Annotated in this window: 11 protein-coding genes and 1 riboswitch; of the genes, 3 read left to right on the top strand and 8 right to left on the bottom strand. The window is 64.8% G+C overall.

The features are described from left to right. The first annotated feature begins 881 nt into the window (after positions 1-881). Complete coding sequence (locus N687_RS0112880; RefSeq protein ID WP_051663222.1) at positions 882-1,766, top strand: phosphodiester glycosidase family protein; 885 nt, start codon at positions 882-884, stop codon at positions 1,764-1,766. Between the two features lie 561 nt (positions 1,767-2,327). Here the strand turns inward: N687_RS0112880 and N687_RS0112875 are convergent. The 8 genes from N687_RS0112875 to N687_RS0112835 all read right to left on the bottom strand — a co-directional run bounded on the left by N687_RS0112875 (position 2,328) and on the right by N687_RS0112835 (position 11,309). Continuing rightward, positions 2,328-2,696, bottom strand: a complete 369-nt coding sequence (locus N687_RS0112875; protein WP_029422233.1) for a hypothetical protein — start codon at positions 2,694-2,696, stop codon at positions 2,328-2,330. A 547-nt stretch (positions 2,697-3,243) separates the two neighbouring features. Then, positions 3,244-4,014, bottom strand: a complete 771-nt coding sequence (locus N687_RS0112870; protein WP_029422232.1) for an OAM dimerization domain-containing protein — start codon at positions 4,012-4,014, stop codon at positions 3,244-3,246. Next, a complete protein-coding gene (locus N687_RS0112865) occupies positions 4,014-5,588 on the bottom strand; it encodes a lysine 5,6-aminomutase subunit alpha (RefSeq protein WP_029422231.1) in 1,575 nt (524 codons plus the stop codon). The genes N687_RS0112870 and N687_RS0112865 overlap by 1 nt, the downstream gene beginning before the upstream one ends. 19 nt (positions 5,589-5,607) lie before the next feature. Continuing rightward, complete coding sequence (locus N687_RS25155) at positions 5,608-6,396, bottom strand: MutS-related protein (protein WP_051663221.1); 789 nt, start codon at positions 6,394-6,396, stop codon at positions 5,608-5,610. Beyond that, on the bottom strand, positions 6,393-7,415 hold the full coding sequence (locus tag N687_RS24455) for a hypothetical protein (protein WP_051663220.1): 1,023 nt from the start codon (positions 7,413-7,415) through the stop codon (positions 6,393-6,395). Before N687_RS24455 ends, N687_RS25155 begins: the two co-directional genes overlap by 4 nt. Positions 7,416-7,417: 2 nt before the next feature. Next, a complete protein-coding gene (locus N687_RS0112845) occupies positions 7,418-8,656 on the bottom strand; it encodes a hypothetical protein (RefSeq protein WP_156040141.1) in 1,239 nt (412 codons plus the stop codon). Between the two features lie 188 nt (positions 8,657-8,844). Beyond that, on the bottom strand, positions 8,845-10,146 hold the full coding sequence (ablA, locus tag N687_RS0112840) for a lysine 2,3-aminomutase (protein ID WP_051663219.1): 1,302 nt from the start codon (positions 10,144-10,146) through the stop codon (positions 8,845-8,847). A gap of 35 nt (positions 10,147-10,181) precedes the next feature. Then, positions 10,182-11,309, bottom strand: a complete 1,128-nt coding sequence (locus N687_RS0112835; RefSeq protein WP_231493472.1) for an L-erythro-3,5-diaminohexanoate dehydrogenase — start codon at positions 11,307-11,309, stop codon at positions 10,182-10,184. Between the two features lie 344 nt (positions 11,310-11,653). Next, positions 11,654-11,755, top strand: a riboswitch (purine riboswitch). 166 nt (positions 11,756-11,921) lie between these two features. Here N687_RS0112835 and N687_RS0112830 point away from each other — a divergent pair. Both N687_RS0112830 and N687_RS0112825 read left to right on the top strand, forming a co-directional pair. Beyond that, positions 11,922-12,497 (top strand): xanthine phosphoribosyltransferase, encoded by a 576-nt coding sequence (locus N687_RS0112830; RefSeq protein WP_029422225.1) that lies wholly within the window; start codon positions 11,922-11,924, stop codon positions 12,495-12,497. Positions 12,498-12,516: 19 nt separating this feature from the next. Next, positions 12,517-13,824, top strand: coding sequence for a nucleobase:cation symporter-2 family protein (locus N687_RS0112825; RefSeq protein WP_029422224.1), 1,308 nt, complete (start codon positions 12,517-12,519; stop codon positions 13,822-13,824). Positions 13,825-13,907: the final 83 nt, after the last annotated feature.

The following is a 13,907-nucleotide window of genomic DNA, read 5'->3' as shown; positions in this document are numbered from 1 at the left end:
ATTGAAGCCGAAGTCTATCCCGGGTTCCGTGTGAGTGTGGATCCTGTTATACTGCGCGAAATTCCAAAACCAGGGGATCGGATAACGGTTCGGATATTAGGACAAACAAAAACGGTTACTACGGTATGATGGTGGACCATAAGCACCAAGGGGCTTCGTGAAGTTAAGAGACGCAAATGCCCGCCAAACGCGGGTGTTTCTTGGATTCTGCGCCTGGTTTTTGAGTGATAGAGTAATATCTATTTTTAGAAGGATTGAAGCGGTACACCTCGAAATCTTTCTCCAATCGTCGTTTTGGACGGAGATTTTTCAGTGGACCGAACGAGTATCCCAGTCTATCGTAGCAGCTGCTCCAGTGTTTGCTGAACTGATTCTTCATAGGCTGGGTAGAGCGGATTGAACGCATGGTTTCGATCAATCCCGGAGAGTACCGTCTTTCCTGTACACCAAGACGGTGGCCGATGGAGTGTGACAGCGAGGCAGCGTTTGGCGGGCCAACTCGTTGAAGCATTATTCTCTGCAGCAGCGTAGGCACGCGGAGCCGGATGACCGTCATTACACCAATGTGTACACCCTGAGCAAAATCAGGAAGAATCGTCCATGACTGCGTAAATAGAAGAAATAGACCATCACGAAAATCTACGAGGAGCGGGACAAGACCGCAAGAACTGTTACAACATCTAGTGCCAATGACCAGTAGTTAATTCGTCAACATCATTGTTGGTCTGACGCCCGACCAATACGAATCCGGACGTTCCATTTACGTAGCAACACAAACGACGTAAAAAACCTTCGGAATTCGAGGTGTGTTTGGGTTGCCTAAACGTCGACTTCTGCTGAGAGTATGTACTTATCTTACGTCGGCGATGGTGTATATATGTGTGTCCTCCTCCCTACTCATATTTCACGGGCCGTTTACGGCATTGCGGTCCTACCTCATTGATTCGCTGGCGATTACGAGACACGCCTATCTACTGCGGCCGTTGTCTCTTTATACACTGTCTAATGCTGAAATCCAGAAACACAGCCAGGGGTGGATTTTATCGAAAAACGTCCCCTCCACGCAGGCGAATCGAGACTACAGCAGCATTTCACACACTACCATCAAATTCGACACTTATTCGACGAACATGTTCACCGCGAACATTATGCTCGTGTCCAATCCGAAGAGTGTCAAGGTTGCAGTGACTAAGCACATCTACTCTGTCGGTGAGACGGTTGAGCAGATGGTCCAGGATGCGCACGGCATTGCCGGGGTGAATGGAGGTGCCTTCTCAGATACAGAATGGCACGGAACGGGTGGGATACCACTCGGCACGGTGATCACGGACGGCAAGTTCGTGACGTTTGACCCGAAAGCACCTGTGATCGGTATCACTGCAAAAGGACAGTTAGTTTGTGGGACGTATACGAAAGACCAACTGAAATCTATGCAAGTTGAACAGGCTGTGACCTACGGCCCAATTTTGGTGCAGAACGGAAAGGGCGTCGCGCCCACGGATTACGGCCGGGCATCGCGTACAGCGATTGGCCAAACAGCCGATGGTACGATTATCTTTGTTGTGACCGACGGCCGTTGGCTTCCGCACCTTGGTGCCACCTTCAAGGATATTCAGGACTTGATGCTTCGTTATGGCGCCGTCACCGCGGCCAACCTGGATGGGGGCATGTCAGCGACGATGGTTTACAACGGTCGCCTCGTCAACACGCCAACGGCCATCCTGGGTGCGCGCCATGTTGCAACTGCCTTCGTCGTTGTGCAGTAACATACCTACGTGACTGGCTGCCGGAAGACGATTTGGTGTGGTTCGTCATCGATCGTCTCATTTCGTGTCCGAGGTTCTGAGGCGTTTGGGTATCCCCCTGCCGGGAAAGATGATAGAGCTTCGCGCGTCGAATGGCGAACACAGCAGAGCAGCAATACACGCACGGGCTCCATAATTCGATAGACAATTTGGCGTGTGGTGCAACACAGATTCCGCGCCGGCCAGATAGACTCGAAATTGTGGCGGCACCTTCGTCATGCAAGGTGGCAGTGGTAAATCAGCCATACAGCGGCGTGGACTTGACACATTTTTGCGTGAACCAGGTATAACAGCCATAGCATCCACGTTTTCCGGTGCTTCCATTTTAGTCTGCAAGGCGGCGGAAGTGCATACAGGACGCGGGTTTCATGGACTGCGCGAACCTCCATCCCTTGGGGTTCGCGCAGCAGGTCGATTCGCCCCCCGAGAACTGAGTGCCGACCGTTGCTGGTGTCGCCGCACCGTACATCACGGTGCGACGGACATCCGTGCCGCGGGTTCCCCGGCGAGGACTTGGTTCGATCAACCCGCGGAGGAGGCCACGCCTTCCTCCGTCTTTTTCAGGAATTTCATGAGATCGTGTTCCTCGTCACCGCGCGGCAGACCGGTGACATGAATGTGCCCGCGCAAACGGGTGTCGACCAACGCGGCGATCTGAAGATCCGCTAAACGCACCCCTGGCCTGCACACGCAGGCGGCCACCTGCGCTGCCAAACGGGGCTGCGTTTCCATGGTGATGGTGACGACGGGTTCGTACCGGCGTTCCGTCGCCTTGCTCACGACCCGGGTCGATCCTGTCCAGGTGAAACGGGCGCCGTCTTGGGTGAATGGTTCGGGGTGATCGCGCAAAGCCCGCTCGATGATGGTCTTGAGCACATCCAGACGAAGCACGTATTCGGGGTCTCGGCTCGTGTCCGAACCCCTTCCTCCTTTGCACGCAATCTGTGGTCACCGGATTGCCGGAGACACGCGCCGTCTTATTTTAGCAGGCTTAGTAGCGTTCATCCAATGGATCGAGCGCTCGGCAGGGACGTGCAAGCGTGGAAAGCCGCATCGCCGCTTCCCCTGAGGCGGTCGGCGGGTGGCGGACGACGGTTAACATACGTTTTGTGCTCAACTCATCGCCGACGCGCATAGATTGCGACCGATTTGCACGTAACGATCGCACCCAGTGACAAGTTACTGACGGTTTTGCATTCAGTTGGTCATTGTAGTTCGTCCCCGCCTCGGATTAAATCAGTATCTGACGTTATTCAATCCAGCGGGCGTGCCGATACTCGCATTTTTGTGTTTATGATTCGGGTTCCAGAGCACAGTAACGAAAACTTTGGCATAAAGGCCCGAACGAGAAGCAAAAACCCCGTGAACGCGCGTTGGCCAGCGGGTCCCCCGCCCCACACAGCCCGCGTCACGCCAATCCCCGCCCCGCACGCCACGCTCACGCCAACCCCCGCCGCACCATCTCCTGCACGATGAACGACGCCACGTCCGGCGCCAGCGTGCCCGGGCCGAAGCCCGCGTCGTAGCCCAGCTCCAGCGCTAGCTCGTGCGTGATGCGAGGACCCCCGCACACCAGCACCACCCGCTCCCGCAGCCCCTCGGCCTCCAACAGGTCCACCAACGCCGCCAGGTTGTGGATGTGCACGTCTTTCTGCGTCACCACCTGCGATACCAGGATCGCATCCGCCCCAACCTCGACGACTTTTCGCAGCAGGTCCTCGTTGTCCACCTGGCTGCCCAGGTTGTACGCCTGGATCTCCGGGTAGCGCTCCAGCCCGTACTCGCCGTGGTAGCCCTTCATGTTCATAATGGCGTCGATCCCGACGGTATGCGCATCCGTCCCGGTGCAGGCGCCGACGACCGTGATCTTGCGGCCAATTTGCTCGCGGATGAAGTGGTTGATCTCGTCGAACGTCATCCGCGGCGCGTCCACCTTCGGCACCTGGATGTGCGCGTAGTCCACCGTGTGCGTGCAGCGACCGTACAGGATGAGGAACGTGAACCCCTCGCCGATGTCCTCGTGGTGTACCACCACCGGCTCCGCCAACCCCATTTTGGCCGCCAGCTGACGTGCGGCCTCCACCGCCTCCGGCCCGTCCGGCACCGGCAGAGAGAAGCTCAGCTGCACCTTGCCGTCGTCCATCGTGTCGCCGTAGGGGCGTACCCGCGTCAGGTCCACCTTTGCGATCTCGCTGCGCCAATCCGCCATCACGCCTGCACCTCCACCAGCCCCAGCCGCGCCCGCAGCAGCTCCTCGAACGGGTTGAAGTACGTCGGCCCGCGCATCACCACGCCGGAGAGACCGCGGCCGCCCGTCGGCGTGCGCCGGACGTCCGCAAACACCCCTTCCGCCAGCGCCTCCAAGAAACCCATCCGCTCGATGCGCTCCAACAGCTCCACCGCCTCACGCAGCACCTGCTGGGCGCGCAGGGCGATGCGCCCGTCCGGCCGGAAGACCACTTCATCCCCCAGGTGCCTCGCGTTGCGGAAGATGTACTTCGCCGCCTCCAGCGACAGATGCCGGTCGGAGAGAAGCGGCGTGTGGATCTGCTCCGTCATCATGCCGAGCAGCTGAATCCCTTGCTGCGTCAGGATCCCCGCCAGGTTGAAGAGCGCGTCCTGCACGTGGCCGCGGAAGATGTTGCCCGTCATGTGCTTCGTGGGCGGCATGTACTTGAGCGGCGCCCGCGGGAAGATCTCCCGCGCCATCTCCGCCTGGGCCACCTCCAGCAGGAAGCCGTCCTCCAGCATCGGGTCCATTTCGAAGGCATGCCCCAGCCCCATCTGCTCCTCCCGCAGCCCGGCGCGCAGGGCGAACTGCTCGTTGATGAACTGGGACGCGAGCACCGTGTGGGCCGCCTGCACCGCGTCCGCGGTAGTCAGGTAGTTGTCCTCGCCGGTGTTGATGATGACGCCCGCGTACGCGTTGATCATGCGGGAGAACATCTGATCGACCAGCGTCCGCTGCGGGTTGATGTCGCGAAACAGGATGCCGTAGAGGGCGTCGTTGAGCATCACGTCGAGCCGCTCCAGTGCGCCCATCGCGGCGATCTCCGGCATGCACAGCCCGGAGCAATAGTTGCACAGCCGGATGTAGCGGCCGATCTCCTCGCCCACCTCGTCGAGCGCCTCGCGCATGATGCGGAAGTTCTCCTGCGTCGCGTACGTGCCGCCGTACCCTTCCGTCGTCGCCCCGTACGGCACGTAGTCGAGCAGGCTCTGGCCCGTGCTCCGAATGACGGCGATGATGTCCGCCCCCTGGCGCGCCGCCGCCCGGGCCTGCACCACGTCCTCGTAGATGTTGCCGGTGGCGACGATCACGTACAGCAGCGGCGCCGGCCCCTCGCCGAGCCGCGCCAGCAACGCTTCCCTTCGCCTGCGGTTGGCGTCGATGCGGTCGAGCGCTTGTTCCGCCCACCGCAGTCCCGCCTCGCGCACGGCAGCCTCGCCCACGTCCGGCAGCTCGTCCAGGCAGACGCTCCCGTCGGCAACGGCCTCCGCCAACGGTTGCGCAGACAGCCCCGTCACCAGCATGCCGTTCACGAACGGCCGCGCGATCCCGCCGGCCAGCCCGCCCGCCGCCTGCACCGCGTCGACGATCACGTTCGGCAACGGCACCCCTTCCGCATTCACGCCGTCCACGCCGAACAGGCGTAACACGGTCCGCTCCACCGCCACCGTCGTCCGGGCGGACGTGAACGCCTCCATCCAGTCGGCAATCCGCCCGGCTGCCGCCCGCCCCCGCGCGATCCACGCCTCATCCAGATGCAGTTTGGGGGTCATCCTCGTCCCTCCTCGCCCTTCAGTACTGCCCCACGCGCTCTGACGTTGGCGCGTCCACCGGTCCTTCCGGCGTCGCCCGTTCCCCCGCCAACACCGCGAGCGCCCGCCGCAACACCTCGTCCGGCAATCCCAGCCAAGCGGCCACCGCAATCCCTTCCTCCGGCACGCCTCCGCCCTCGACCCGCTCGATCCGGTAATCGATGGCCTCCGCCAGGGCGCGCAGCCCCGCCTTCGAATCGCCGCCCCGCGGACCGTCAGCCCGCGGATCGCCACCCTGCGGATCCCTCGCCGGAAAATCGCCCCCTTGCGGATCTCCCGCCGGCGGCCGCAGCCGATCCAGCCGCACCCCGCGCACCCGGTGATGCGCCACCCCCGGCAGCGCGGCCACCCGGCTGAAGTGGCTCGCGATCACCGCCGTCACGCGCGCCTGCCCGGCTTCCCGCAGCGCCTCTGCCCACGCGACGGCCATCGCCTCCCCCTCGCGCGGGTTGGTGGTCCGCCCCGGCTCGTCGAGCAGGACGAGTGCAGGGTGCGGGGCCACCGCCCACATGTCCTGCCAGATCCGGGTCAGCCGCGCCACCTCGCGCCCGAACGCGCTCAGCCCGTCGATGTCCGGCCGCTCCGGCTCCGGCCCCCAGCGGACGCACGCGAAGAGGCGCGTGCGAAACCCTGCCGCCGGCACCGGCAGCGCGTACTGTGCGAGCGCCTGGCACAGCGCGACCAGCTGCACCGCCGCCGTCTTGCCGCCCATGTTCATCCCGGCGATCACGTTGACCCCCGCGGCCACGTCCACGTCGACGGGGGTCACCCGCCCCCGCGTGCGGCCAGCCGCTCGGCCAATCCCGGGTGCACGCCCTGGCGCAGTTGGATGGACGGGTGATCGAATCCCCGAATGCCCGTGGGCCCCGCGTCCGAGAGGCCATCGTCGACGGCCGCCTCCGGCGCGCATCCGCCCCAGCGGCGGGCCAACGCCACGCGCGCGAGGCGCAGATCGAGCGACGCCACGTCGTCCACCAGCCTCCGCCACACGGGCCCCTCCGCCCGCAGCCCTACGGCCAGCCGTGCCATGCACTTCTCCTCCGCCTCCGCCAGCGCCGCCCGGCACGACGCCACTTCGGCCATCCAACGGGTGGCATCCGGCCCGGGCAGGCACTCGAACACCGACTCGAACGGCGTGTCCTGGCACCACCGCACCCCAGGCTCAGCCTTCAACCGCTCCGCCACCGCCCGTCCCGCCGGCAGCGGGATGTGGAGGAGACCGTTCGCATCGGGCCGCACCCCTGCCTCCTGCCGCCAGCGCTCGGCTTCCCTCTGCCGCTCGCGCGCGAGGCAGACCGACGCCTCCGCCAAGCGACTGCGGAGGAGGCGGTACGTGTCGTCGGCGACGGAATCGACCGAAAAGGATGGGCCCGCGTCTCCGAAGTGCTGGAGCAGTCGATCCCAGACAGCCGCGTCCGTCCACCGCAGGAGCTGCAGACCCGTGTCGCGAGCGAGCTCTCCGCCGATGCGCAGGAAGGTCTTGAGCGCGAGCGCGGCGCGGGCGGACAGAGGCCGGCCCTGCGCCAGAATGGCGAGGTCGTCCGCCACGTCCGGCAGCGATCGCAACCCCTCCCGCGCCCGCCGCAGCGGCCCGTCCGCGACGGCCGTGAGGTCGGCCGCAAGCTGGGCCAAGGCGGCCTGCCACGCCTCCTCCTCGCCGGGCAGAAACGGCCTGTGGGCCGCTTTCGCCCGCAGCCCGTACGGGGTGACCGGCGCCCACGCCGCCCACACCGCAGGCCAGCCGATGGAGGACGCGGTAATGTCGTCGAGAAACGGGATCGACTGCATCGTCACGCCTCCTCCGTACACGCGTCGATCACGGGCACATCCCCCGCCACGGCCTGCAGCGCCTCGATGAGCGCAGCCCGCGGCAGGTCCCAGCCGAGGATGTGATGCGGATTGGCGGCGATGGCCAGCAGCGGCAGCCGGGTCCACACGCACAGCGCGTGCCCGGCGGCGTACCAGGCCGCCACAGCGCGGGTGGTCGCGAACAGGTGCGCCGGGTGATCCGCCACGAGGTAGAGCGGCGCGGGGTGTCCCCGCAGCCCCTCGAGCAGCCGGTCGGTGACGGCTCCCGGCACGTACACCACACGCGCCTCGGTGGGCCAGCCGGGCAGCGCGGAAAGCGGCCGGTGCATCGCCGCCTGGGCGGGATACGTGTGGGTCTCCCCGGTCGGGCACCACACACCGATCTCGCCCTGCGCACGCGCGCCGGCGAGCGCGGTCCGCGCGGCCGCCTCCCATGCCTGATGCCCCGGCCCCGGCGTGCCCACCGCCGCGAGCCCGCCGGTCTGCACGGCTCCGCCCTCCGCCGCCTGGGCCCCCGCGGCTTCCCCCGCCAGGGCGGGCAGCGCGAACCTGGCCACGATCGGCGCCACCGCCTCTGCCACAAGCGCAGGCGTCCGGCCAAGCACGGGACTCACCGCCAGCACGGCTGCGTCCACGAGGCCTGGGATGGCGGCGGCAGCGCGATCGAACGCCCCGTCCACCAGGCACAGCTCCGCCCCGTGAGCGGTCAGCCGATCGAGCGCGAGGCGCACGTGCGCCCGCTGGCGGACGCCGGCCAACATCACCCGCCCGGGCTCCAGCACGCGCACGATGGCCACGTCCCCCAGCGGCGATCCAATGGGCAGCACCTCCAGCCACTCCAGCAGCGCGTCCGACTGGGCGAGGGCCTCTTCAGCGGACGCGACCAGGGCCCCGGCCGGCGCGACGATGTCCGGTTTCGGCACGCCGAGGACGGTGTCCAGCCGCTCGCCGTCGAGGCCAATGCTGCACAGGCCGACGGTGAGTGTCGTGGCCGCTGGCGTGTCCGCTCCCGTGCCTGCTTCCGTGAGCGCTGCCCTGGCCACCGCGGCGCGTTGCTGCGGCATGGCCGAGGATCGGCCACGTGCGGCCACAGACTGGCCGACAGTCTGAGCCTGGCGGATGACGAAGTTCAAGGCGGTCGTCTTGCCGGCGTGTTTGCTGGCGCCGATGAACGCGATGCGCCTCCAGCCCCTCATGAGCGCGCGTCCGACCAGATCCACGGACATCCCCCTTCCCCTGGAGGGCAACACGCGAGCAACGCTCGCATGAACGCTGGCAGTATTCCAAAACCACGCTTACGCCGCCTTACGCGACGCTACGATGGAGCGACGATTGTATTATCCGAAAACCACGCTTACAGCCCCTGACCGGTGTGTCAGACGATCCGGTTTGGCGAACCGCCCCCGCCTTACCGCCGCTTTCGCTCCGTCCGCTTCAGGCCCTTCGGCTCGAGCGACAGCTGGACATCGTTCAACAGACGTGCCACGCCAATCAGATTCTCCGCGTCCTGCGACTTGTCGTGGGTGCAGCTGGGCGGGCAGCCCTGGTCCTCATAGATGGGCTCGTGGTAAGTGGAGATGACGCCCTCGAAGTTGCGCAGCACCACCTTGCCGTGTCCCTGTGAGATGAGATACTGCGGCCCGACCGGGATCTTGCCGCCCCCGCCCGGGCAATCGACGACGAAGGTCGGGATGGCGTAGCCGGAGGTGTGCCCGCGCAGTTGCTCCATGATCTCGATGCCCTTCGCGACGCTGGTGCGGAAGTGCTCAATGCCCTCCGACAGGTCGCACTGGTACAGGTAGTACGGGCGGACGCGGATCTTGACCAGCTCGTGCATCAACTTCTTCATGATGTGCGGGCAGTCGTTGACTCCGCGGAGCAACACGGTCTGGTTGCCCACCGGCACGCCGGCATCGGCGAGCTTCTCGCAGGCTGCCGCCGCCTCCGGCGTGATCTCATCCGGGTGGTTGAAGTGGGTGTTGAGCCAGATCGGGTGGTACTTGCGCAGGATCTGGCACAGGTTGTCGGTGATCCGCTGCGGAAATACCACGGGCGCGCGCGTCCCGATGCGGATGATCTCGACGTGCGGGATCGCGCGCAGGTTGCTGATGATGTACTCGAGAATGCGGTCGTTGACGAGCAGCCCGTCGCCGCCCGACAAGAGCACGTCGCGCACCTGGGGTGTGCGCCGGATGTAGTCGATGCAGGCGTCCAGCTGCGGCTTCGGCACGGCGTGGCCGACCTGGCCGGAGAAGCGCCGGCGCGTGCAGTGGCGGCAGTACATGGAGCACTGGTTCGTGATGAGAAACAGCACCCGGTCCGGGTAGCGGTGCGTCAGACCCGGCACCGGCGCGTCGCCGTCTTCGTCGAGCGGGTCCTCCATGTCCCATGGGGATCGCTGCATCTCGTTGGAGAGGGGCACCGCCTGCATGCGGATGGGGCAGCGCGGGTCATCCGGGTCCATCAGCATGGCGTAGTAGGGCGTGATGCGCAGCGGAATGGACTCGCGGACCCGCGCCACCCCCGCCTCCTCCTCCGGCGTCAGGTGGATGACCTTCTTCAGGTCCTCCAGCTTGTTGACCGTATGCGTCAACTGCCACTTCCAGTCGTTCCACTGCTCGTCGGTCACGTCTTTCCACAGTTCGATCTCGCGGAAATGCCGCTGCTTCTTCCCGTACCGATGGATCAGTTGAGATTCCGCCACGCTCATGGATGATTCCTCCTCGATTTCCATTGACCCCGTCCTCAAGCGCTGCCGTACCGATCGCGAAACCACGCCATCAGTTCGGGGGTCTCGCGCAGCAGGCGCAGCGCGTGCTCAGCGTGCCCGCGGCAGTACCCGTTGCCGATCTCCATCCGCACATCCTTGCCCACGCCCTCCGCCCCGAGGGCCGCCGCCGTGAAGCTCGTCGCCATGCCAAAGAAGTAGACCGTCCCGCCTTCGCGGGCGCACAGGATAGACGCCAGTTCGGTGCCGGGAACGCTGACGCAGTTGATCACCACGTCTGCGCCGGACTCCGTTCCCGTGGACCTGCGGGGGGACCCTGCCGCCAGCACGGCCTGCACGCCCTCCATGACCGCCAGCGGATCGCGCGCGTCCAGCGGCAGTACCGCGTCCGCCCAGCCCCACGCCCGCAGCCGCTGGCACGCCCCTTCGTCCGGCTCCACCGCGATGACCCGGCCGGAGCCCGCCGACAGGCGGGCCTGGCGCAGCACCAGCGCCCCCGACTTGCCGCCGGCGCCGAGCACCACCACCGTGTCCCCCGGCCGCACCAGGCGCGCCGTCTGGGCCGGCGCGCCGCACACATCGAACAGCGCGAGCGCCACGCGCTCCGGCACGTCCTCCGGCATCCGGGCGTAGAGACCACTTTCAAACAGCACCGCCTTGCCCGTCACGTCCACCTGGCCCGTCCGCAGATCGACCCGGTGCACCCGCGCCAGCCACAGCGGCGTGAGCGACAGCGACACGAGCGTGGCGATCCGCTCGCCCACCCGGGGCCCCCGCCCAGACTTGGCCAGCGCCTCGCCCACCTGGGCCACCCGGCCAATGAGCATTCCGCCCGATCCGGTCACCGGGTTGTGGAGTTTCCCCCGCTCCCGCACGATACGTTCCACGACGGCCGCGACGCCCGCCGCGTCCCCGCCCGCCTCGGCCCGCATCTGGGCGAAGGACGCGGCGTCGACGTTGAGCGTCTCGACGTCGATGAGGACCTCGTCCTCCTGGCAGACGGGCGTGTTGTCCACCCGCCACGCCGGCTGCGGCAACACCCCCTTCGGCTCCAGCACCCGGTGCACCCCGTACGATCGCCCGCGCACCTCGCTCACCTCCATCCATCGAGGTTGCAATCCCGCCGCCCCCTCGTCCCCTCCCATCGGGACCATCCTCGGCCCCGCCGGGTCGAGTCGCGTTCGGGTCCGCCACCCGGTTCTCATCTCTGCATGGAAACCAACAGCAATTGGTGTGCCAACTGGCAATTCGGGGCGGCGGACGCGAATGGACCGCCGTACGGTGCTGTCACGCCCCGGCGTGCTGCCGAATTTTCGGCACAATAAGAAAACAGTGTGCCCACATCTCGGCACACCGCTGTGCTCAATTTTCGGCCCGGACACCGAATCCCGTCTGTCTTGCGAATTGTGAAGTGACTTCGGTCAATAAGAGTTCGCCCATAATTTTGCCCTTGCAGCCCCCGCAGTGCATCTGTTACTGTTGACGTAAATCGAACACGCCAACATGAGCTCGTATAATTGCGGGAATATGGCCCGCAAGTCTCTACCAGGCGACCGGAAATCGTCTGACTACGAGTGAAAGCGCGCCTAGGGTTCCGCAGGCTCCCGGCCTGGCTGGTCCAAGCGGCGCGAACGCCCCACAGGCGTACACCACAGGGACAAAAGCCCAGGTGGACAGGTTTCACTTGCGTTCAACACGCGTCAAGACCTGTCCGCCCGGGTTTTTTCATTTTCGGTCCATAAGGAGGAACCGAAGGCATGGAGCAAGTCAAAGAGCGCATCCTGCGCGAAGGGAGAGTGTTGCCGAACTCGGTCGTCAAAGTCGATTCGTTTCTCAATCACCAGGTCGATCCGCATCTCATCGCCGCCATCGGCACGCACTTCGCGGACCACTTCCGGGACCGCTCGTTCACGAAGGTGTTGACCATCGAGGCGAGCGGCATTCACCTCGCGTACGCCACCGCGCTCGCGGCGGGCGTCCCGATGGTGTACGCGAAGAAACGCAAGGCGTTAACGCAGGCGGACAGCGTGTATCGCAGCGAGGTCTGGTCTTACACCCGCCAGGAGACCTACCAGGTAACCGTCTCGCGGCCGTACCTCACCGTGGAAGACACCGTTCTGATCATCGACGACATCCTCGCCGAGGGCTCGGCGCTGGTGGGCCTGGTGGACATCGTCCGTCAGTCCGGGGCCACGCTGGCGGGCGTGGGTGTGGTGATTGAAAAGAGCTTCCAGGCCGGCCGAGACCGGTTGGCGGAATTGGACGTCCCGGTGTACGCGCTGGCGCGCATCGCGTCTCTCGCAAATGGAAGAATTGAATTCTCTGAATCCTAATCGAGCAGGAGGAGCCCCTGTGCTCAACAAGACACGAATTGTCACGCTGGGATTCCAGCACGTGTTGGCGATGTACGCCGGCGCGATGATTGTGCCACTCATCATCGGTGGGGCGTTGAAATTGAACGGAAGCCAAATGGCCTATCTCTTGGCAGCTGACATGTTCACCTGTGGCTTGGCAACGCTGATTCAGGTTCTTGGCACCAAATTCATCGGAGTTCGCCTGCCCGTCGTGCTCGGCTGTACGTTCACCGCGGTCGGGCCAGTGATCTCCATCGGCAGCACGGCCAATCTCGCAACCGTATTCGGATCCATCCTCGTCGCCGGCGCTCTCGTTTTCCTTTTGGCCCCTGTGTTTGGCAAGATCCTGCGTCTGTTCCCAACCGTCGTGACCGGGTCGGTCGTGACCATCATCGGTCTGTCGCTCATTCCGGTGGCCATGAACAACGCAGCCGGCGGACAGGGCAGTCCGACCTTCGGCAGCCCGGAAAATCTCGCCCTGGCGGCCGGAACTTTGGTCGTCATCCTGGTGATGCAGCGCTTCTTCACCGGTTTCCTTCGGTCGATCGCGGTGCTGATCGGACTCGCCCTGGGCACCCTCGCCGGCTACCTGCTCGGGCTGGTCAATCTGTCCACAGTGGCGCAGGCTTCCTGGGTGAACATCGTCCACCCGTTCTATTTCGGCCGGCCGGAATGGAATGCGGCGGCCATCATCACAATGTTCATCGTCTGCGCCGTCAGCATGGTCGAATCAACCGGTGTATACTTTGCGCTCAGCCGCGTGACAGACAGGGAACTGACGCGCGAAGACATCGTGGGCGGGTTGCGAGCCGAAGGACTCGCTATTGTCCTGGGTGGCCTCTTCAACACGTTCCCGTACACGACCTTTTCGCAAAACGTGGGCCTCGTATCGCTGACGGGTGTGAAGAATCGCAGTGTGGTGGCGGCCGCTGGGGTCATCCTCGTCGTGCTCGGGCTGCTGCCGAAGCTGGCAGCGCTTGCGACCACCATCCCCACCCCGGTGCTCGGCGGTGCAATGATTGCCATGTTCGGCATGGTGGTGGCATCCGGATTGAGCACGCTCGCGACCGTCGATCTGCGCAAGAACGAGAATATGCTCGTGGTGGCGTGCAGCATCGGGATCGGCCTCGGGTCCGCAGTCGTTCCGCAGATGTTCCAGTACTTTCCAGCGACGCTGAAGATGGTGATGCAAAGCGGGATCGTCACCGGATCGGTGACCGCGGTGGTGCTCAACCTCTTCCTCAACCGCACGAACCGTCCGGGGCGTGCACCGGGCATGGCGGCTACAGCGATGAAAACCTCGTAATCCACCGGACGAAAAGCACACTGAGAATCGCTTCGCGGACTGACGATCGAGGAGGAGGGAGAGCCCTCCTCCTCTCAAACCAC

The organism is Alicyclobacillus macrosporangiidus CPP55, from assembly GCF_000702485.1.
GTDB lineage: Bacteria > Bacillota > Bacilli > Alicyclobacillales > Alicyclobacillaceae > Alicyclobacillus_H > Alicyclobacillus_H macrosporangiidus_B.
Note: the sequence above shows the minus strand (reverse complement) of the source record. Positions and strands in the feature narration are given on the sequence as shown.

Excerpts from the sequence above, each read along its gene's own strand:
- N687_RS0112835 (WP_231493472.1), bottom strand. The coding sequence starts at position 11,309 with ATGGGAGGGGACGAGGGGGCGGCGGGATTGCAACCTCGATGGATGGAG.
- N687_RS0112870 (WP_029422232.1), bottom strand. The coding sequence starts at position 4,014 with ATGGCGGATTGGCGCAGCGAGATCGCAAAGGTGGACCTGACGCGGGTA.
- N687_RS0112865 (WP_029422231.1), bottom strand. The coding sequence starts at position 5,588 with ATGACCCCCAAACTGCATCTGGATGAGGCGTGGATCGCGCGGGGGCGG.
- N687_RS0112830 (WP_029422225.1), top strand. The coding sequence starts at position 11,922 with ATGGAGCAAGTCAAAGAGCGCATCCTGCGCGAAGGGAGAGTGTTGCCG.
- N687_RS24455 (WP_051663220.1), bottom strand. The coding sequence starts at position 7,415 with ATGCAGTCGATCCCGTTTCTCGACGACATTACCGCGTCCTCCATCGGC.
- ablA (WP_051663219.1), bottom strand. The coding sequence starts at position 10,146 with ATGAGCGTGGCGGAATCTCAACTGATCCATCGGTACGGGAAGAAGCAG.